19 protein-coding genes are annotated in these 22111 nt (G+C 40.5%); 13 read left to right on the top strand and 6 right to left on the bottom strand.

Annotated elements, in window-relative coordinates:
- The first annotated feature begins 275 nt into the window (after window positions 1-275).
- Together VAHSUH02_RS07755 and addA are read left to right on the top strand one after the other, a co-directional pair.
- A complete protein-coding gene (locus tag VAHSUH02_RS07755; RefSeq protein WP_005384527.1) occupies window positions 276-3806 on the top strand; it encodes a PD-(D/E)XK nuclease family protein in 3531 nt (1176 codons plus the stop codon).
- On the top strand, window positions 3796-7617 hold the full coding sequence (gene addA, locus VAHSUH02_RS07750; protein ID WP_005384522.1) for a helicase-exonuclease AddAB subunit AddA: 3822 nt from the start codon (window positions 3796-3798) through the stop codon (window positions 7615-7617). The genes VAHSUH02_RS07755 and addA overlap by 11 nt, the downstream gene beginning before the upstream one ends.
- A 75-nt stretch (window positions 7618-7692) precedes the next feature.
- Here the strand turns inward: addA and VAHSUH02_RS07745 are convergent, their stop codons facing one another.
- Entirely contained in the window at window positions 7693-8613 is a 921-nt protein-coding gene (locus VAHSUH02_RS07745) for a diacylglycerol/lipid kinase family protein (protein WP_005384520.1), read from the bottom strand.
- 201 nt (window positions 8614-8814) lie between these two features.
- On the opposite strand from VAHSUH02_RS07745, the gene VAHSUH02_RS07740 reads away from it, so the two are divergent.
- Entirely contained in the window at window positions 8815-9537 is a 723-nt protein-coding gene (locus VAHSUH02_RS07740) for a GntR family transcriptional regulator (RefSeq protein ID WP_005384516.1), read from the top strand.
- A gap of 232 nt (window positions 9538-9769) precedes the next feature.
- Here the strand turns inward: VAHSUH02_RS07740 and VAHSUH02_RS07735 are convergent, their stop codons facing one another.
- Complete coding sequence (locus VAHSUH02_RS07735) at window positions 9770-10078, bottom strand: helix-turn-helix domain-containing protein (RefSeq protein WP_255308923.1); 309 nt, start codon at window positions 10076-10078, stop codon at window positions 9770-9772.
- Between the two features lie 209 nt (window positions 10079-10287).
- Between VAHSUH02_RS07735 and crcB the strand changes: the two genes are divergently transcribed.
- From crcB to VAHSUH02_RS07705, 6 genes are all read left to right on the top strand, one after another.
- A complete protein-coding gene (gene crcB / locus VAHSUH02_RS07730; RefSeq protein WP_038149054.1) occupies window positions 10288-10665 on the top strand; it encodes a fluoride efflux transporter CrcB in 378 nt (125 codons plus the stop codon).
- A gap of 99 nt (window positions 10666-10764) precedes the next feature.
- Window positions 10765-11739, top strand: coding sequence for a molybdopterin-binding protein (locus tag VAHSUH02_RS07725; protein ID WP_005384510.1), 975 nt, complete (start codon window positions 10765-10767; stop codon window positions 11737-11739).
- A gap of 178 nt (window positions 11740-11917) precedes the next feature.
- Complete coding sequence (locus VAHSUH02_RS07720) at window positions 11918-12289, top strand: hypothetical protein (protein ID WP_005384508.1); 372 nt, start codon at window positions 11918-11920, stop codon at window positions 12287-12289.
- Between the two features lie 205 nt (window positions 12290-12494).
- Window positions 12495-12914, top strand: coding sequence for a hypothetical protein (locus VAHSUH02_RS07715; RefSeq protein WP_005384507.1), 420 nt, complete (start codon window positions 12495-12497; stop codon window positions 12912-12914).
- Window positions 12915-13276: 362 nt separating this feature from the next.
- Window positions 13277-14701, top strand: a complete 1425-nt coding sequence (locus VAHSUH02_RS07710) for a hemagglutinin repeat-containing protein (protein WP_255308922.1) — start codon at window positions 13277-13279, stop codon at window positions 14699-14701.
- Between the two features lie 12 nt (window positions 14702-14713).
- Window positions 14714-15091 (top strand): hypothetical protein, encoded by a 378-nt coding sequence (locus tag VAHSUH02_RS07705; protein WP_105112056.1) that lies wholly within the window; start codon window positions 14714-14716, stop codon window positions 15089-15091.
- Between the two features lie 207 nt (window positions 15092-15298).
- On the opposite strand, the gene VAHSUH02_RS07700 is transcribed toward VAHSUH02_RS07705, so the two are convergent.
- The 3 genes from VAHSUH02_RS07700 to VAHSUH02_RS07690 form a co-directional block, all read right to left on the bottom strand.
- Complete coding sequence (locus tag VAHSUH02_RS07700; RefSeq protein WP_005378024.1) at window positions 15299-15529, bottom strand: hypothetical protein; 231 nt, start codon at window positions 15527-15529, stop codon at window positions 15299-15301.
- 68 nt (window positions 15530-15597) lie between these two features.
- Complete coding sequence (locus VAHSUH02_RS07695; RefSeq protein ID WP_005384502.1) at window positions 15598-16407, bottom strand: metallophosphoesterase; 810 nt, start codon at window positions 16405-16407, stop codon at window positions 15598-15600.
- A 51-nt stretch (window positions 16408-16458) separates the two neighbouring features.
- On the bottom strand, window positions 16459-17229 hold the full coding sequence (locus VAHSUH02_RS07690) for a DUF4931 domain-containing protein (RefSeq protein WP_005384501.1): 771 nt from the start codon (window positions 17227-17229) through the stop codon (window positions 16459-16461).
- A gap of 109 nt (window positions 17230-17338) precedes the next feature.
- Here VAHSUH02_RS07690 and VAHSUH02_RS07685 point away from each other — a divergent pair, with 109 nt between their 5' ends.
- From VAHSUH02_RS07685 to VAHSUH02_RS07665, 4 genes are all read left to right on the top strand, one after another.
- On the top strand, window positions 17339-17860 hold the full coding sequence (locus VAHSUH02_RS07685; RefSeq protein WP_005384500.1) for an 8-oxo-dGTP diphosphatase: 522 nt from the start codon (window positions 17339-17341) through the stop codon (window positions 17858-17860).
- Window positions 17861-17912: 52 nt separating this feature from the next.
- On the top strand, window positions 17913-19013 hold the full coding sequence (gene mutY / locus VAHSUH02_RS07680; RefSeq protein WP_005384499.1) for an A/G-specific adenine glycosylase: 1101 nt from the start codon (window positions 17913-17915) through the stop codon (window positions 19011-19013).
- A 69-nt stretch (window positions 19014-19082) separates the two neighbouring features.
- Complete coding sequence (locus VAHSUH02_RS07675; RefSeq protein WP_005384498.1) at window positions 19083-20264, top strand: metallophosphoesterase; 1182 nt, start codon at window positions 19083-19085, stop codon at window positions 20262-20264.
- Between the two features lie 725 nt (window positions 20265-20989).
- The gene (locus VAHSUH02_RS07665) at window positions 20990-21412 is read left to right on the top strand and encodes a barstar family protein (protein WP_005384496.1); all 423 of its coding nucleotides are present in this window, start codon (window positions 20990-20992) and stop codon (window positions 21410-21412) included.
- A gap of 175 nt (window positions 21413-21587) precedes the next feature.
- Here VAHSUH02_RS07665 and istB read toward each other — a convergent pair.
- Window positions 21588-22111: IS21-like element helper ATPase IstB (istB, locus tag VAHSUH02_RS07660; RefSeq protein ID WP_105112024.1), on the bottom strand; the 524-nt coding region annotated here is incomplete at its 5' end.

Raw genomic sequence — 22111 nt, 5'->3', positions numbered from 1 at the left:
AATCTCACATTTTTACAAATAACACTTCATCTAGACTTCATTATACACGATGAGTATCAATATGTAAATAAAATATAAACAAATTTAACTTTTTTAATTTTTGTAAACAGAATAATGTAAAAATGAGAATTTGTCAAATGCAATTTTGATATTGCATGGTGTACAATAGTATATATATTTATATGTCATATAAGTTATCCATGCTATATATTTTGTCTCAGGGATGATGAAATATAAGCAGAATTACTAAATATAACATCGTTGTGGGAGGTAGTATGAGTATTACCATGTATTATGGTCGCGCTGGATCAGGAAAGACCTGTGCCGTATATGAACGCATTCGGCAGGTCATCACCGAGTGTCCTGGTGACCCTATTATTTTGCTCGTTCCAGAGCCAGCAACTTATCGCGTGGAACGGGAACTTGCGGAATTCATGCCTCAAGGCGGCTTTACGACGGTCCGCGTTGTTGGCTTTGGACGGCTCGCCTATCAGGTGTATCAATCGATAGGCAATGTAAAGGCTCAGCAACAGAGTATATCTCAGTTGGGGAGAACCATGTTGCTAAGCCTTGTGATGAAACGAAAAGGGAATGAGTTAGGTCTATTGTCACAAGCGGCTAAACGGCCGGAGTTTTCATCGGTCTTGCAAGGTTTGTTTTCCGAGTTTCGCTCGTTTCGCATTGGACCTGATGAATTAGAATCTGGTGCGGACCGCGTATCAAATGGGGTGCTACAGAAAAAACTACGGGAATTGGCACTATGCATGTCGGCCTACGAAGAGGAATTGCAGCTTCATGGGCAAATTGATGGGGACCCTATTATGGACCTTGTTCATGCATTGCCACAGTCGCCATTGATGGAAAACTGCCACGTCTTTGTCGATGGATTCCACTGGTTTACACCGGTTCATTTTGAATTATTATACATGCTTTTTGACCTAGCTGTAGAATCGGTAATCACCGTTGATTTACCGGCTGATCCTAAACGTATATTGGCTAATACAGGGCATTACGGCATCTTTAATCGTTCTGTTGAAATTTTAGAAAATCTTTATAAGGAATATGGAAAGAAATTGTCCTTTCAACACTTTACAGGGCATAAAGGGACACCCGTGTTGCAATCCTTAGAGGAAAATTTCTTTCATGGTAAGCGCAATACCACGGATGAACATATACCGCTTGTGAGCGCCTATAATCGAGAACGCGAAGCGGATTGGGTGGCTCGTGATATCCTTTCTTATATTGAAAGCAATCCTAATGCACGCTACCGCGATATATGTATTATGCTGCGTGAATCCGAAACCTATGGCGATACGTTGGAAAAGGTATTTACCCGTTATGGGATACCTCACTTTGGAGACCGTCAACGTCCTATGAATAATCATCCGCTTGGGGAATTGATGACGGATTTGCTCGGTATCGTTAAGCATAGTTATAGTCGTGACATCATGTTCCGTCTATTGAAAACGGATTTGACGCCTCTTAGTCGTGAAGCAGTAGATGAATTGGAAAACTATGTACTCGAATTCGGTATCGACCATCTACAGTGGGAACGGGATAATTGGTCCTATATGCGCCGTGTAACGGGGCTTTCAGACGAGGAACAACCGGATGCACCGAGACATGAGCGCGTGAATGCATCGAGACAGGCCATCATGGATATTTTGATACCTTGGTTTGATTTCGCCGCGTCCAGCGACGCGCATACGGGAGCGGAATGGTGTAAACACATCTACACAGTTCTCGAAGCATTACAAGTGCCTCAACGACTCTATGAATGGTCACTAGAGGCGGAGCGAGATGGCGATTTAGAATCCAAGGCCAGTCACGAGCAAATGTACAATGCGGTTATCGGATTTCACGATGAAATGATGGTCCTCACCGATACGGAAACATTGACGTTGGATGAAATGATAGCCCTCTTAGAAGAGGCCCTCGACAATGTCCATTATTCTATGATTCCGCCGTCCCTCGATCACGTAGTGATTACCACCATAGAACGGGCGTACAGCCAATCGTGGCCTCGGGTCTATGTGATGGGCCTTAATCAAGGCGTATTCCCACAAAACATGGGCGATGAAGGTTTAATCAAGGATAGAGAACGGGAGGCATTGGCTGAAGCGGGCATCGTCCTTGCCGAAGGGGCCTTGCCAAAGGCGTTCAATGAAAACTTTCTTCTCTATCTAGCGATGACGCGGGCTGAAGAGTATTTGACCATATCCTATGCAGGCTCTAATGATGAAGGGGAAGGACTTGAAAGTTCCCTCGTTATTAAACGATTACAATCCCTCGGTTTCTGTACGTCCCCTATAGAGGTTCCTTTTACCATTCAAGACGGCACAGAAGATGAATATTTATGGCGTCCATACCAAAGTCTATCCCTATTATCTGAACGGTGGGGCGCTTTGTTTAGTGGCGTACCTGTATCACCACTGTGGTGGGGCCTCTATAACTGGGCTCGCTATGATGCGGCCTACAGACCACGCTTAGAGGACGTGAGCCGTGGTATTCGAGATAATAATGATGTACCTGTTATTGCACCGGAGTTAGTAAATGGTCTGTTCCTCAAACGGGGTTATATGTCTGGGTCGGTAACGCGCCTTGAAAAATATCGTCAATGTCCGTTTAAATTCTATGCTCAATATGGGTTAAAATTAGAGCCTCGCAAGGTTCGTTCCTTTGGGGCCCCTGAAATTGGTACCTTTTTACATGCCAATTTAGAGCGGTTGGGAACACAATTACTATCCGAGCATAAGCAATGGCGTGATTTAGACGAAACGGCGCAACAAGAATTATGTGCTCGCGTAGCAGCGGATATATTAGAAGAAAACCGTTATGATGAGGATGAAAAGACAGCCTATGATAAGGCTATTGAAGAGCGCGTTGTAAGAACATTACAGAAAACGGTATCGCGCCTTGTTGATTGGTCTAGCCGGTCCTCCTTTGATACGATGTATTTAGAACAGGATTTTGGACGTCCCAATGGATGGGACTCTATTAAGGTATCCCTTGGAGATGATCGCTATTTACGTTTAGTAGGGCAAATTGACCGTATTGATGAATATAATCGTGATGGTCATACGTACGGCATGGTTATCGACTATAAATCGGGTAGTACATCGGTTAATGCACAAGAAATCTATTATGGCCTAAAATTACAATTGATGACCTATCTATTGGCATTAGAATCGGCTTATAAGAAACACCATGATCAACCGATGACACCGGCCGCTGTGGTGTATACATATGTAAAAAATCCACGAACGCCAGCGGGTGAGCCTGTGTCTTATGAAGAGGCCAAAGCCTTGGCGGATACAAATGGGGCCCTTAATAATAAAGGGTATTTTACAGATGATATCGACATGTTGGAAAAGATGGATAAAAATTTGCTCACCTATAAGAGCAAAGGCCCTTATGTGCCCGTTCGTATTACCGGGAAGGGAACCATCCATTCTGGGGATATGAAAATTGTTAAATCCTCCGGCGACTTTGATATCATGTGCCGCTATACGGAATCGATTATGGCGGACACCGGCTCTGCCATCGGTAAGGGTGAATTCCCCATTGCTCCGTATCAGTTGAATAAGGCCATTCCTTGTTCCTACTGCGATTACAAGACGGTGTGTCGCTTTGATACTGAGCGCAATCAATATAATTATTTGAGCGCTCTAAATGAGGCGAACGCCCTTGAAAAAATGCGCCATGCCCTCAATGGTTCATCTGGACAGACTGAGGCTAACGCTGATTTTTGTGAAAGTTCTAATACCGATAGCTCTATGACAGGAGGTGACGACAATGGGCGTTAAATGGACACCGGAGCAGGAATCTGCCATCATGTCCCCAAAGGATAGTAATTTAGGGGCCCAAACCTTGCTTGTCGCCGCTGCGGCTGGTTCTGGTAAAACGGCGGTTCTCGTAGAGCGCATTATTACGCGCTTAAAAGATATGGAGAACCCGTTGTCAGTACAAGAACTGATGGTCGTTACCTTCACAAAGGCCGCTGCCGCTGAAATGAGCGCTCGTATTGGCGTTGCCTTAGCCAAGGCTATGGAATCCACCGATGATAAGGTATTACAAGCACGCCTAGAGCGACAGCTTAATCTATTGCCATCGGCGCATATTTCGACATTGCACTCCTTCTGTCAGTGGGTGATTCGCTCTTATTTCTATAAACTAGATATACCTCCGACGGCTCGCATCGGCAACGAAGCAGAAATGGCTCTCTTAAAACAAGAGGTATTAGAGAATCTGTTGAAAGAGGCTTATGAAAACAATACATATGGTATTTTTGATTTGTCCGACTTCTTTAACGATGATAAGTCCGATGCGGGCTTGCAAGATAAGGTGCTCAGCCTCTATGAATTTGCCATGTCTCAATCGAATCCTGACGGCTGGATGCGCCATGCCGTAGAACCATATGAAGCCGCTCGAGAGCAGGAGTTACGAGATACCTTATGGGGCCGTGCTATGTGGGACGATCAACAGGCCGAAATCAATCGCATTGCAGACCGTATCGAACAGATGGAACCTTTACTTGAAAGCCCTGTAGGGCCTAAGAAATGGGACAAGGTGTACCAAGAACAATTAGCCGCTTTGGCACAATTAAAAGGGGCTGAGACTTGGTCAGATATGGTCGACGTATGCCGTAACTTGGATACCTTTACAAAAGCTAGTTTTACAAGCCTTGGCAAAGCCTTAGAAAAGGGCGAAGTCGATGGTGCGTTAGCAGACGAATTTAAATCGCTAGGCTCTCAAAACAAGGATAGCTTAAAGGGGATGAAAAACGGTCTATTCCATATTGATGAATCCGTTCTGCAACAGCAATTTAAAGACCAATATCCGCTCATTCATAACCTTGTAGAATTGACTATCGCCTTTCACAAAGCCTATGATGAGGCTAAAAAAGAGCAGGGCATTATGGACTTTAGCGATTTGGAACATCTCTGCTTGGCACTCCTTGTGGAACCAGGTACTGAAGATGATCCACAACCATCCGAAGTCGCCCTTGAATTACAGGATACGTTCAAAGAAATCATGGTGGACGAATACCAAGATACGAATGGTGTACAAGAAACCATTATTAACCTCATTTCTCGCGTAGATAATCGGTTCTACGTAGGCGATGTGAAACAGGCGATTTATAGTTTCCGCATGGCGGATAGTTCGCTATTTATGAACAAGTACAATACGTATGGGCTCATGAATGACGCCGTAGAGCGCCGCATCGATTTGGCAAAGAATTTCCGGTCTCACGAAAATATTTTGACTACTACGAATTTTATTTTCTACCAAATTATGACCCAAGAGGCAGCGGAGCTTGATTATGGTGAAAAAGAATCGCTTATACCGGGCCGTATCGTAGAAAAGGCTCCATCCGATTGGGTGGGTGGCGCTGTAGAATTACATCTCTTGGATACGAGTGATACAAATCGTTCTGACGAAGCTGATGGTGATTCCGAAACCGCCAGCGATGAACCGGAGAACAATGAGCGAGAATTGGATTTTATCATCCAAAAAATAAAGGAATTACACGCCTCGAAGAAACAGGTGCAAAATGCGGATGGCTCGTTCCGCCAAATTCAATGGCGCGACTTTGCCGTATTGCGTAGGTCGCTTGCCGGTTGGGGTACGCGCGCCGTAGCAGCCATGCGCCAAGCCGGTATTCCGGCCGTTGTTAATGAACGAGATGGCTATTTTGAGGCACAAGAAATCCAATTGCTCTTGTCCTTGTTACAAATTATCGATAATCCAGAGCAAGATTTGCCGATGGCCGCCGTATTGCATTCTGGCCTTGTCGGTCTCGATGCGAATAAACTAGGGGCGTTACGCCTTACCGGTGACGGTTCTCTCTGGTCTGTTATGCCTATTTACGCAGAACAGGATCAAGATGAACGATTGCTCCAATTCATCGCTCATATCGAGCGTTGGCGCACATTGTCTCGTCGCCATGGCGTGGCGAATCTATTGTGGGATATTTACGAAACCTTGGACTACGTGAACTACGTAGGTGCTATGCCGAATGGCCTCGTGCGGCGCGCTAATGTGATGGCCCTCTATGAACGAGCTAAGGGATTTGAATCCTCCGGATTCCGCGGACTCTTTAGGTTCCTTCGCTTTGTTGAAAGCTTACGCGATAGCAATCAAGATATGGCCGTTGCCAATGTGGTTACCGAAGCGGATGACGTGGTGCGCCTTATGACTATCCATAAGAGTAAGGGCCTTGAATTTCCTGTTGTATTCCTGTCTGGGGTACAAAAGAAATTCAATACCATGGACTTCAATTCACCATTATTGGTCGATAAAAATGGCGGTATCGGATTAAAGGGTTATTATCCAGACATTCGCGTATCCTATCCATCTATGCCGTGGCTCTATTGTAAATCCATCAAATCGGATGCCATGAAAGCCGAAGAACAGCGTATCCTCTACGTTGCATTGACACGGGCACGGGATAAGCTATTCTTGACCGGATATATTAACAAGGAAATCAAAAAGGAAAAGGGCGTTGGCGCTCATATAAAACATGCGGCCTTGACGCAGACTCAAGCATTAGGTGCCGATTTAATCAAAGCTGGTAATTCCTATTTGCATTGGCTACTTATAGCATTCGCTCGTCATCTAGATGGGGGTGCACCGCTTCGCAATATTATTGAACTCGAAGGAGAAACAAACTTTGACTTGCTCGACTGTCAATGTCAGGTAAAGGTAGAGATTCATGATGGTTCTCTTTATGGAGATTTGGATTATAAGGCTGATGTGGATGAAACGACCATCAATACGGTTCGCGCCTTAGGTAAGGTCAATGATGTAGAGTTGCCTGAGGAAATCGTACAGCGCTTTGCTTTCACCTATCCAAATCTTGTAGCATCCAAGACGACGGCTAAGATTTCTGTTAGTGAATTGAAACGACGATTTGCAGAGCGTGATGCGGAGGCTGTATCGGCTACAGATGTATCGCTGCAGCAGAAACCGGTATCATCCGGTGAAACCTCTGATGATACTACTGATGAGGCTGGGGTAGTAGATACTAGCATCCCTGCTATTAGTGAAACAGAACTGGCCGATTCCGTATTTGGTCGTAAACCACTGGCTATTGCTGACGCTGAGGAAATCGTAACGGGTGCGCAATGGGGCACATTGATGCATGAAGCGATGCAATGGTTACCTGTTAAAAAGTATACGCAACAATCTATGACAGATATGCTCGATTCATTGCAAGCAGAAGGCAAGTTTAGCGATGAAGAACGGAGCCTGTTAAGCGACCGTAGCTTATATGGATTCTTTAACTCTGATCTTGGCCAGCGTCTCATTGCTTCAAAACGAGTGGAACGAGAATTGCCATTTAGTATGCTCTTTGAAGGTAATCGGGTATATCCAGATGTAGAGAACGGGGAACGTCTATTCTTACAAGGTATCATCGATACGGCCTTTGTAGAAGATGATCAATGGGTCCTCGTGGACTATAAGACGGACCGCGTTAAGAGTGGAGACGAGCTCATTCGTCGCTATAAAATACAAATGGACCTCTATAAAGAGGCCCTAGAACGATTGACAGGCATGCCTGTGAAAGCTAGTTATATTTATAGCTTCCGCTTACATGAAGCAGTTCTGTTGTAAGCACATATAAGACAATCTACTTAGCATAATACGAACCACCTTTACTGGATTGCCAGCAAAGGTGGTTCGTATCACTTAGAGAAGCGGTTTTTTCTTTTGATGTTTTGTCGGTGCAAATACTTTGAGGACCCGTGGTAATACCTCGAGGTCTACAGGCATATACGGACCGGCATCACCATCCATATTGGTTGGTAAATTATCTACATTGCTCAATAGTTCGATATGAGCTTTTCTGACCGTCAATGTAGTGGTATTGCTAGAGTTATAGATGGCGCCGCTTAGGATAAGAGGAAGAACCTTGAAGATATCGAGGATAAAGTATTCCTTAAAAATAACGAGGCGCATATACCCATCATCTACGGAGGCCTCTGGCATAAAGCGTTCAAAACTGGAAACTACATTGGTAAGTAGAGCCAGTACAAGAGGCGATTTACAGATGAAATCATCATCTTCCGTTTGAATGCGGTATGTATAGTCCTTTGTGGTGAAGAGGGCTTGACCGGCGCGTAAGAAGTAGGCTAATGGACCTAAGATACGCTTTTCTTTTGGCGTTACCTCTTCGATGACCTTTGGAATGACACCGGCTGCAATATTATTGCAGAAGTATTTATCATTGCAGCGACCAATATCGATGGAGCGAACTTGGTTGATATCGAGGCGGCGAATTGCCTCTAATGGTCGTTGTGGAATGCCGAGAGCACGAGACATATCGTTAACGGTTCCTACCGGAATAAAGCCAAAGGTTGCTTTGAAACCGCCTTGGGCGATACCGTTTACCGTTTCGTTAACGGTACCATCGCCACCCATGCAGAAAACGGCGTCAAAACCATCCTCACAAGCGGCCTTTGCAAAACGGGTTGCATCGTCGGCACCGGTGGTAAATTTAACTTCAATTATGTCAAAAAGGGTGCTCAATTTCCACTGTAAATCAAGGGCGTATCGGCGTGCTGCACCGCCGCCAGATACAGGGTTAATGATAACCAAACAACGACTCATAGGGGTAACTTCCTCACTTTTTAACTGTGACTATCTTGAAATTGACAGTCATATGTACGGGACTTATAATTATAGAGTATACAATTATTATATATACATGTGTTCGTATATAAAAATGCTTACATTCTATTATACTCATTTTAGGCGTTCATTGAAAGTATGAAAGCGTGTAAACATTAGAGGGGACCTAAGGCTAGAAATATGACAAAAGACGTGAAGGGTACAAAAGAACCAAAAGATGTGTATCATTTTTCCGCTGTAGATTCAATTGAACGATTGCCTTTAAGTGAACAAGTTTATGTGACTTTGAAACAGGCTATTTTAACAGGGGAGCTATTACCGCAAGAAAAACTAAATGAAGTTAAGATCGCAGAACAGCTCAAAGTCAGTGCAACACCAGTTCGCGAAGCTTTCAGAAAATTAGCAAAAGATAATCTTGTTGTTATCGTGCCATGGAAGGGTGTTACCGTTAAGGCGGATACACCAGAAGAAATCGTGGCGCTGTATCAATGTCGCGAAGTTATGGAAGGTTTGGGGGCGCGTTTGTGTGCTCGTCACGCTACGCCAGAACAAGTGGCAGAGCTTAAGGAATTATGCAAGGAAATGCATGCCATTGAGGACGCTACGGCACGGGTAGAGGTTAATAGCCGATTCCACAGCATGATTGCTCAATTCTCGGGCAATGATCGCGTTGTTGATTACTTAGCCGATTTCCGTGAACGAGTAAATCGCGATATGTATTTGAGTTCCTTCAATGCAGTGCGCACACACGATTGTGACGATGAACATGATCACATCGTAGATGCCATTGAACGTCACGACGAAGTGGCCGCAGAAAATGCGATGCGCAAGCATATCAATAATGCATTTATCTTTAAGCGGGCTAATGCGGAGTTACAAGATAAGAAATTGAACGAAGTATAATAACTACATAGACATAGTAAAAAGGACCCTAGATAGGGTCCTTTGTTTTGCAAAGTCATATATAAGATATTGTAAGGGGTTTATCTTTTATATATGTTGTACGTCTTAAGTAGGAATTATTTTAATTTTATTAATCTAATTTTTGGAAGGTTATATAATGTTGTTTTTGTTGAATATAAGAGAGTGTAATAAGGAATAAATTTTGTCTCTATTCATGAATGAAGTCTATAGATTAGAGACGTTTTTTTAGTTCCAAAAAGCGCTGGTGTGCTAGTCGGAAAAATTCGACTCTTTCATAATGTTTGGAAAGATGTCTATTACAGGATTTATAGTCTTGCGTACGAAGATGTAGCAATTGACTCGTAGAAATATTGAGGCAATAAGCAATTTTAAATACTACCTCGATGGATACGCCTGATATTCCGTATCCACATTCTAATTTACTCAAATAGCTGCGACTAATGCCCACGACATCGGCCAATTGTCGTTGTGAAATGCCCATCGATGTTCGCAGGGTAGAGATTTTGTGACCCAAGCACATGTATTGTTGCTGGAATTTTGGGTCCTGATAGTGATTCCGTCGGTAGGCAGGCATTGTAAGTGTAGGATCCTTCATAAGACCTCCTTTCTGATCCCTACCTTGTGCTTTTAGTATACTTAGCAAATACATTGTTGACTAATACGTAATATGTGATAATTATTATGTATATATGATAATTACACGAAATGTTAATTTTATGGAGATCTATTATGGAAAAATATATAGCTATCGCCTGCGGCGGTGCTCTTGGTGCACTAGCGCGAACAGTGGTAGGGGAATGGGTAATGGCGCGGTTAGGGCCTTATCCTTTTGGCACCATTACAGTTAATTTAATCGGGTGTTTAATCATCGGTATCATCTTAGGTGCCTATCTTTGTAGACCCGACTGGCCTCAATGGTTTCGGTTCTTCTTAGTCGTTGGTGGACTGGGTGCCTTTACCACATTTTCTACATTTGCCTTTGAGCTTTTACAGCTCTTAACATCTGGTGATGTTACAGATGTTCTATTCTATGGGACGGTGCAAATCCTCGGCGGTTTAGCCCTTTGTGCCATCGGTATGTGGATTGCTAAACTCGTATGTGCGTAAATGCATATTAGCAGCTATCGTTCATATGATATAGTAAATGTATTGCTATATATTACGCTTGATATACATGAAATAGAATATATATTGAAAGGTTAGATTATGAAAGAAATAAAAGTACAAGATGCAGTTGGACATGCATTGGTACACGATATTGTACGCATCGTCATTGGCGAGGTGAAAGATACACCATTCCGCCGAGGACATGTAATTACCAAAGAAGATGTACCTAAATTACTCGATCTTGGTAAAGAACATATTTATGTAATGGAGCCAGAAGATGAAGGGTTTCTCCACGAAGAAGACGTGGCCCGTGCCTTGTATGCTATCGCAAAGGGAAACTATATGCACGATGGTCCCATGGCACAAGGCAAAATTGAGGCCATTGCCGATGTGGATGGCTTACTCAAGGTCGATGTAGATAAACTATACGCTATCAATAGCATCGGCGAATTGACCATCGTTACGAAATTGAATAATACGCCTGTGAAAGCGGGCGATAAAATCGCTGGTATGCGTTGTATTCCTTTATTGCTAGAAGAACAACAAGTAACAGCAGCTCAAAAAATTGGTGGACCTATCTTAACTATTAAACCATTTGTGCGCAAAACAATGGGCATCATTACAACTGGTTCTGAAGTATTTGAAGGACGCATTAAAGATGCTTTCACACCTATCATCGAAGAACGTTGTGCAGAATTTGGGGTCAAAAAAATCGCCCATGAAATCGTGACGGATAACACGGACGATATTGTGGCGGCTATCGACAAGGTGAAAGCGGCGGGGGCAGACATCATATTCTGTACCGGCGGCATGAGCGTAGATCCCGATGATTTAACACCAGGGGCCATTAAACGCTACGCAGATTGCGTAGTGACATACGGATTACCTGTACTGCCAGGCTCTATGGGGTGCATTGCATACTGTGCAGACGGAACACCAATTTTAGGCGTACCAGGTGGTGTATTGTTTAGTAAACCAACGGCATTTGATGAAATCGTGCCTCGCCTCATCGCAGACGATGAAATTACAAAAGAAGATTGTATCTGTATGGGGCATGGTGGGTTCTTAGGATAAGAAGTTACAATGATCAATGAAATGCTTATAGAAAAATGGGTATTTACAAATGAATTTATGATTATTTATTATTATTAAAAACAGTATGTAGCAGTATGCAATATAAAGGACTTTTAGTGATGAAGTTAAAAACAATTTACTCTGTTTTTTGGTACTTATTTTTAGGCTGCTCTTTTATATGGCTAATTTGTGGATTAAGCTACAATTTTTTTATAATGATAAAGTTGAGCAGTCTAGAGTAGAACTGACGCAAGCTTTAAATGCATATTTTCCTCGAGAACAATATATGATTACTAGTGAAGTATATGAGGCGAACAGAAGAACTCTTTTATCAAAAGGCTTAGCAATTAAAATAAGGAAAGATTCATTACATAAAGATATAAAATTAATAAAACCTATAAGTGGGAATTGGACGTTAGTTGACCAAACTAAGAATCGTTATGTATATGAAAATGAATTATATAGAGTATATGTAACAAAGGATCCATTAAATGATGGATATATTGTAGTGTTAGCACGTAATAATTGGTTAGAACTATTGCATTTATAATTAAATTGGTTTTGATTAATATACCCTTTATTTAGTAGATTGCTTTTAACTAGAGGGCCTACTATAAAAAAGAAAGAATGTCGTGTCTGTAGCAATAGAGGTCATTAGAATTGGTGACAAACGACCATCTGGATTTGGGTTTTCCTATAGTATAAATGGAGAACATTCAGTTAAAAAATATTCCTAAAAATTAATGTGAGGATATATGGATAGAAATTATTTTAAATTGAATAGGATACCTTTTGCAGTTAAACTCTATGTTGGTTTTGTCTTATTTGTATCCATACTAATGGGACTTATTTATTTTCATGCGTATATTAATAGGCCTGAGCAGATGCAAAGTCTTCAATTATATGAACAAAAGTTAGAAACTATATCCTCAAAAAAAATAAATGAGAAGTATTATGCATCTGGTAGAGCATCTCAAAATAATAATATTGAAATTACATATGACTCTGTTACAATTGACGATGTTAAAGAGATACTTTCAAAACAAAATATAGGTTGGAACGAGATAAGCAAAAATCGTATAGTTGGACACGATTATGATGTTAATGTTTATATCGAACTATTTAAAGAACGAGGTTCTAATAAAGTGATTTTAATATTACAAAAAAGAAACTAGAATTTTCTTACGATAACAAATGATTTGTATTACTTATTGATATTTATACTAGTCATATATGTTTAGTATAGGGAGATTTTTATATTAGATATAATTTCCGTGTATGCTAAGAAAATATCGTTAATGAAAAGGGCACCAATTCAATTATTGGTGTCCTTTCGAGTTATTCATTATAATTTTGTTTCCATAGCATTAGAAGATATTCTTTAGGCTGTAGTTAATTACGATGAGTGAAACCAGGGTGGTACTCTTGTTAGCGATAGTACTGTACATATTACAGCTCGTGATGCCAAGGACAGTGGTATTCATGTAACTGGTGAAACAGTACAAGCAAAAAACTAGTATTAGATAGTGCTAGTGATATCAACCTTGTAGCGGGCAAAAATACTGTCGATGTTAACAATACCTATAAAAGTTCTGGTTGGAGTGTCGGTGCTGGTATTAGTTTGACTGGTGGCGGACTTCTCGATATTAATGCGAGTGACAATATGGCTCGTCAAAATGGCGATACCCATCAAGAAAGCTATGTACCAACGACGATTAAAGCAGCACAATTAGCACAACTTAAAGCAAAGCGTGATACTACTATTATTGGCTCTACTGTATCTGGTAAGAAAGTTGAAGTTGATACAGGTCGTGATTTACATATTCAAAGCTTACAAGATGTAGATAACTTTAAAGAACACAGTAAATCTGCTGGCTTCTCTGTTTCTTCTAAACCTAATTTCAAGAATCCAACTGGTAGTATCAATGCGAGTGTAGGACGTATTGATAGTAAATGGAAAAGCGTGACCCATCAGGCAGGTATTTATGCTGGAGAAGATGGCTATGATAAGATTTATAACAGCATTGGTCTAGTTCCAAACTTAGGCATAGAATCTAAAGGTAAAGCCAGCTCGACTACTCAATCTGCTATTTCTGATGGTATACTAACAGTAGATGGTAAAGAAATTGATACTAAAATCATTAACACCAATACCGAAAATACCTTGCATCAACTAGATAAGATTTTTGATAAAAAGAAAATTGAAGAACGTCAGGAATTGGCACGTCTATTCTCTAAAAATGCGTTTGAACAACTACATAACTGGCAACCAACAACCAAAGATGGTAAAGTCACCAAATCTATTGCACATGGCATCATTGGTGAAGTAGCAGCGCGTATGGCGGGTAATACACTTGGTAGTGGTTTTAAAGCTACTATGACTAATGAGTTGCTAATTGGCGAAATAAAGAAAGTAGCTAAACATGATCCAGCCGTAGCACAATGGTTGAGTGCTGCGGTAGGTGGTGTAGTTAATAAGGCTAGTGGTGAAAATGTAAACGTAGGAGCGGGAGTTTCATCTTATGCGACTAAGTGGAATGAAAACGATAAAAGCATAGGTGGAATTTGGGTTGATAAGAGTTTTGATGTAGTTAATATAGGACAAGCTGCTACTGCGGGAGCTTTAGATTTTAAATCCGGTGTTGGTGCCGGTTCAGCTTTAAATGCAGGGGCTACATTTTTAGAAGATAGTAATCTTGATAAGTATTCAATGCGAGATGCTAGAGCACGTGTTTTAGAGGATCTTGTAGCAGTTCCTACTTCTATTAGTGCCGGTGTGTATACTTCTGAACTTAGTGGTAGTCCTGCAGTTGGTGTTGCTGTATCACATGCTATTGATCAAGGTGTTAATGCTTATCAGGATGTTCATCATCCTCCTAAAAATGCAGAGGAAAGAAAAGCAGATAATATTGAGTTTACAGATGAAGTTACTCAAGATGGTTTCGGTGGTGTAAAAGATTAGTGAGGAGAGATTATGAACGCTGGACGTATCTTATGTAGTATTTTACTTGGTATGTATACAATATATATTATACGGAATAATACAATAACTATTGCAGGCGCAAATACTAAGAGAAGTCTTCTTCTTACGATGATACAATTAGGTCAATTATTAACGCTTGAATTAATGGTTATTTTTGGGGGGAGGATTTTACATAGTTTTTCTATTTTTTCGTTAATACTTGCGGTCCTTCTTTGGGGAGAAATGTTTGCACTAAAGCAAAATCTCAATGAATATTTTATGTGCAAAGAGGGGAAAAGATATGGAATTAGTATTATAGGTATAGGTCGAATTGCTGTGTCTGTAGCACAGAGTATTCTTTTAATCTTTCTTGGAATCTCTAGTTGGTAAAATTTAATAAGCGCTAAAGTTAATAATGTAATATTTTAGTATTTAAAGCAGATAGTTGATTACTCACAATCAACTATCTGCTATTCGACGTACAACAAAATGGATGCTCCCTGTAAAATGCAGGGAAGCATCCACGAGTTTAGGCTTGTAAATAATATGTGTCCAGCAAAATAGGTACATATCACATTTGGCAGAGATTTTTTACTATTAAAATGATTTTTTACCCAATGTAGGGTGGCTACACCGTTTCAATGTTAGCGTATCAATCATATGAACAGCTTCGTCCAATGTAAGGTCCTCTCGTTTTGTAGGTGTTTCGAGAACTGCTAACGGATGGTCGGTGCCTACTTCGCCGGATGGCAAGTAGATATATTCTTGATTGATTGTATCGCCAAAGATATAGCCTGCTTGTAAATGCTCTTTATGAATGCGGCTCATGATGCTCCTTTATAAATGTATGATGTACATTTGAATAGTATGTCAGTTATGCGTTTATAGGGACTCAATTACAATATTTTTTGTATTTTAAATTCTGCATAGTCTGCAGAAACGAGTTCTAATTTAGTATTTCCATATGTAGATGGAATTCGTTTGAATGAAATCTGGTCATGTAAATGGCCAAATATACATATATCTACATGATAGCGCTCCATAAGGTCTGTAAAGCCTGATGGGGCGTTGTTTTCGTTGAATGGTGGATAATGTAACAGTAAAATACGTGTTACAGGTAGTGGTTCGCTGGTATTCTTTGTTTCAGCATATTTTTTTTGCAATGCTTGGATAGCGTGCTCCATTTCTTGTAATGCCGCTTCGGTACGCAAGATTTCTCTATCATAGATAGATTGATCTGTATCCGGCTCAAAGCTAGCATCATCAGGGCAAATATAGCCACGGGTGCCACCAAAGGCTAAGATGCATTGATGTTCGGTAGACTGGCTTTCACCAGTAAGCGTATTAACCTGAGTGGTGAGATTGATGATACGGGCCGTACCGTGGCCTTGTAAAAAGGTAATAGCATCGCCCATAGCATTTTTCATTTTGTTTGCCGATGACCACCAATAATCGTGGTTGCCGCGAATCATAAATTTTTGCCCCGGAAGGCTAGCGATTTCGTTGAGGTCGTAGAGTGCTTCATCGAGGCGCAAAGCCCAGCTCATGTCGCCTACAAGAAAGATAATGTCTTCATCGGTGACGGTGGACAGCCAATGTTCTTTTATACGTTGCCAATGATTGTCCCAGTGGGGACCGAATATGTTCATCGGCTTCGTAGGTGGATTGCCCGATAGATGAAGGTCTCCAATGGCGTAAATGTTCATATATGTCCTTACTAGAGTCCTCTAACCTACGGAACTCGTAGCAGAGGGTTCTTATTTCAATTCAAAATAGGGTGTAATATTCTGTAAAATTTTCGCAGCTCGTTCATCATTGCACGTTTGTGGAATTTTATAACCCACGTAGAGCGGCGTTGTGATATAGCGCGGAATTACCTTGATATATTCGTAACCATCTTCTAGTTGATAGAAAAAATAGTTATAGGATTGGGAAAATTTTGCCAAGCTATCTAGTACATAGCGTATGGTCTGTTGTAAGCGCATGGCGATGGAGCGGACAGGCGCATCAGGTTTATACCGCAAATTGTATTCAAAGAATCCAATAATAGGGTGTTTGGATAAGGTGATGCGGATATCTTGATCTTCGTGTAATAGCCAACCATTCATATTCTTGACCGTAATGTCCTCGTGGTAATCGTAATTGCGTAAGCCTATAATTTGGCTGTGCGGATGTCGAATGGAACCGCCCGACATGGGGCCATGGTTTTTAAAGAATAGAACGGATTTATATTCCTTTGTAGCAATCGTTTCATGCCATTTATCTAGACCGAATTGAATGATCCGTGTTGCATCATCAACGGAAAGGGTGGATAGTTCGCCTTGGTCACCTTCTGTTTCAACGATGACCGTAGGCCACGTATCCTGTAAAACAGGATATTTATTCATGAGCCATATGATATGACCATCTTGAGCCAGAATATCTGTTAACTTTGACCGGTCGCAGAATGGACAGCGCACACTTGCGTCACGCATATTTACAGGCTTTGTACGCCCTAGTGCAATGTCAAATATAAGTGGTTCGTTCATGGTGCGCCTCCTTTCATATCATACCTTTAATCATACCATAAATGACAGTATTACACATGAAATAATGGTATAATATATTAATAATCTTTACCAAATTATAGGAGGTCTTATGAAACCTACAACCTTGGTATTTCCCATAGATGAACAACATAGAATTTTGCTAGGCCGTAAAAAACGCGGCTTTGGTGCTGATAAATATAATGGCTTTGGTGGTAAAATCAATGCTGGTGAAAGCTTTCGCCAATGCGCCGTGCGCGAACTATATGAGGAATCGGGCATTCTTGTTAATGCTGCTGATTTAGAGTGCGTAGCCCTTTTTGACTTTCAGTTTCCCTATGATGAAAGTTTAACCCATGTGGGCTATGTATATTTTGTGCGTGTTACCGATGTAAACCCCATTGAATCAGACGAGATGGAACCGCATTGGTTTACATTGGTCGATGTCCCTTATGAGCATATGTGGGAAGGGGACCGTACGTGGCTTCCTATGCTATTAGAGGGCAAGTTGCTAAAGGGACCTATCCGATTTGGTCCAGATAACAGTCATGTTGAGGACATGCGTTTAACAGAGGTCGACACAGTCATGGAAAGTGAATTGTTGGCCCGTATCGATATATATATTAATGAATAGAGTGTAGTGAAAGTATAGGATGTGCTTTCACATATACCTATATTGAGGAACTATGAAAGAGATGAATAACCCCAAGTGGGTGCCACAGTTGTTGGCGTGGTATGATGTAAATAAACGGGATTTGCCGTGGCGTGACTGCGGTGACCCTTATAAGGTGTGGGTGTCTGAGGTAATGAGCCAACAGACCCGCATTGAGGCGATGAAGCCTTATTATGATAATTGGATGCGTTTGTTTCCTACATTAGAAGAGTTGGCAAAGGCCACAGAAGATGAAGTGGTCCATGCTTGGCAAGGCCTTGGTTATTATAGCCGTGCTCGTAATTTGCGACTTGGCGTGCAAGATGTGGTGAACAATTACGGTGGTGTGGTGCCTCATAATCGGAAGGATATGGAATCCTTGAAGGGCGTTGGTTCCTATACGGCTGGCGCTGTGCTATCCATGGCCTATGGCGAGCCAGAGGTGGCCGTTGATGGTAATGTGTTGCGTATCTATGCTCGTTTGTACGGCATATTTGATGATATTTTAGGTACAAAGGGCAAGAAGGCCATAACTGCTATTGTAGAGGATACATTGCCTCATGATAGACCAGGCGATTTTAACCAAGCCTTGATGGATTTTGGTTCAGCCGTATGTATCCCTAAGACGCCACGTTGCGGTGAGTGTCCCATTGTTAATACGTGTTATGCGTATCAACATAATGTAACCGATCAATTGCCTGTGCGTATCAAGAAAACAAAGGTTGTAGATGTGCCTATTTTTGTAGGCATCCTTAGTTATGGCGACTATTATTTACTACATAAACGCCCTAATCGAGGTCTGTTGCGCTCCATGTGGGAATTTCCATCTGTAGAAAATGCGGATTCCTATGATGCGGCAGAATCTGGTTTAACTGAGCTCGTAGGGGCATTGGGCTTTGGTCTATCCTTGCAACCAGTTATTGTGAAAGAATTAACTCATGTATTTTCACATCGCAAATGGTTTATGAAGGCCTTTCGAGGCGATTTGCAGTATACTGGAGACCATACATCAATCGAAACGATACAAACGCAATTACCGAAGGATTGGATGCTTATCAAACGTGAGGAATTCGCCGATTATGCTTGGGCGGGACCTCATGGTAAATTGACAGAATTATGTCCTATTGTAGAATAAATTTATGAGACGAACACTGATTTTGTCTCAATGTATTAGCCATTACTTGATATACAGTTAGGAGCGTATATGCAATTAATTATAAATATTGTGTTTCTCGTGGTGCTAGCCATAGCCTTTCTAGGCTTTTGGGGATTGTACCTCTATTTATGGAAACCGAAAAAACTATGGCCTGCATGGCTGGCTTATATTTTGGTAGTCGCTGGTTGGTTCTGCGCGGTACGATACTATTTCTTATACCAAGTTGATCTATACGGCACGCCTTGGTATGAATGGCTTAACTTGTTTAGAACGGAAAGCTATGGCGTAGTATTCGCCATATTCTTGTGTATACCAGTTTTCATCATATTGGCCTTGATTTATGCACTGGTAAACCGTATCTCCCATAAGGTTCCCGTCGAAGAACGGACAGGACGCCGTGCTTTCTTTAGAACCGTAGGTACCCTTGTACCTTTGGCCACTATGGGTGGCGCTGGTTATGCTGCCTATGAAGGACAACGAGAAATCGTTGTGACCCATGAAAGCTTTGGTTATACCAATCTACCGTCAGGGCTTGCAGACTATAAGATTGTACAACTCAGTGATATCCATATTGGGCCAAGTATCGACCTAGATGACTTTGACGAAATATTGCGATTAACACTATTAGAACACCCAAACCGCGTTGTCATCACCGGTGACCTTATCGATAAGATACAATGGTTACCTGAAGTCTGTGATCGCTTAAAGGTATTTGCAAAACAAATTCCAGATGGCGTAGACTATATCCTTGGCAATCATGAATTCCATCATGATGTCAATAAAATCGTCGATGATATTAAAACAAAAACGCCATTAAACGTACTGATTAATGACAATATCCAAATCATGGGTGGTAAACAACCAGTCTATATTGCTGGCGTATCCTATGACAATGAACGTCGCAAAGAAAACCGTGAAGCCATGATTGATAAGGCCTTGTCCGGTATCCCTAATAATGCCTTTGTTATTCTGTTGGCTCACCATCCAGAATTCTTTGATGAAGCCATCGAACGCAATGTGCCATTAACCTTGTCCGGTCATACTCACGGTGGACAAATTATCCTCTTTGGTATGCCTTGGGTACCGATTGGTACACCATATGTAAAAGGTCGCTATACAGAGAAAAATAGCGTATGTTACGTAAATAATGGATCTGGGCACTGGTTCCCTATTCGTATTAACTGTCCGAGAGAAATTACGGTCATTACGTTCTTTGACGGAGTGGCTTAGGTAGTGGCTTTGCTATATTAATAGCTATAATATTTAAACAATTTTAGATGATTAAAGTTCATAATATAAACGAGGTATTGTATTTTGCATACGATACCTCGTTTTATTATATGAAGTTATATAAGAGTTGTGATATATTAGAAATGAACTTTTAATAATGTTGAGTGCAGAAGCGAGTGTGTTAACAGATGATTCCGTTGTCTATTTATAAAATTGGGCTTCCTGTAGGTTTATTTGCTTATTATATATTTAGGTTGTTCAGAATTTATATTTTAAAAAGTAATATGGAGTTGAAATTTCCCACTCTATATACTCTTTTTTTAGGCTTAGGGATTCCGGCAAGTCTTTTTCTCATAGTGCAAACATTTTTTATTCCTGATTTAGTTGATTACCTTAGTTTACTCTATGTAAATGTAGGTATTTTATTTATTGTTGAAATTATTTCAACATTCAAACTTAAATCCTCAAAAAGCTATTCTAATGCAAAGGTTTTTCGGTATTATTTATATTTCATGACAGCCATATTATTGTGGATGATATTTAATTAAAACGCCACCACGTAGTTGCTATTATGAATGGGCTAGAAAAAACAGATGTATGTAGTTCTTTTTGTTTTTACTTACATAATGTCTGCTCTAATTTTGTTGAAAGTTAATAATCTAATATAGAATTTATCGGATGTAATCAAAGTGTATTTTTAATTTAATAATAGAGGTTACAAGCTAGTGAAAAATATAAATAAATTAACATATGTCTCTTATGACGGATTTATAGAAATGGATAATATACATAATAACTATGATTCTGTTTTAGAGCTTGATTGTAAAGATATAACAACAGAAGATAAGTTCTGGTTTTATTTCGGATTATATTTTAACTTTCCTACACGGGTTGATAATTGGGCTGCTTTTTCCGATTGGATGAGAGATTTAGAATTTTGGGATAAAAGTAAATCTATTCTAATAATCTTTAAAAATATTGATGAGTTATTTTGTAGAAATCTAACATTACAATCCTTAGCTATGTCAGTCTTTTGGGAAGAAGTATTACCATATTGGGAGAATGAAGTAATAAAAGTAACGAGTGGATCGATGCAACCACGTCAATTTGATGTATATTGCGTCATGAGTCAATATGATGATTTTTAGTGCTTTTGCTTGATATAGTATTTTTATCGGTTTTTAATTTACGCAAAAGCAGTAGTTTGATAGAATAGTAGACTTAATTATTGGAATTTAGATGAAGATTAAAAAGTATGAGACAGTTTTTAGTTTGTAAATGTCAATATAAGAATGTACAATTTTGACGATGTACAATGTACAGTTATTCCTTCTGTTGCATATGGTTTCGTAACCGGTATGAATCTCCAGTTATGCTAATCACATGTGCATGGTGAAGTAATCGATCAACAATAGCATTAGCTACTCGCTCATCATGTAAAATGGTAGCCCACTCATCAAAATTAATGTTAGACGTTACGATGGTACTTTTCTTTTCGTACCGTCTATCAATAATTTGAAATAGTAAGTTAGCATCACCTGGTTGTAACGGTAAATAGCCAATTTCATCAATGATGAGTAATTGGTAGCGTGCATAATGCTTGAGCCGAGTTTCTAATCGTCCTTCATCTTTTGCACTCTTAAGGTTTTGAATTAAATCATGGCATTTAATAAAATAGGTGCTTCGTCTGTTACGAGAGCTTTCAATACCTAGTGATGTAGCTAAATGTGTTTTCCCAACTCCGCTAGAGCCAAGAAATACAATGTTTTCAGCTTGTTCCATGAATCCTAATGATGCTAAATCCTTAATTTGCATTTCGTTAATTTGTGGTTGAAATGAAAATTCAA

The organism is Veillonella atypica KON (assembly GCF_002959915.1).
GTDB lineage: Bacteria > Bacillota > Negativicutes > Veillonellales > Veillonellaceae > Veillonella > Veillonella atypica.
Note: the sequence above shows the minus strand (reverse complement) of the source record. Positions and strands in the feature narration are given on the sequence as shown.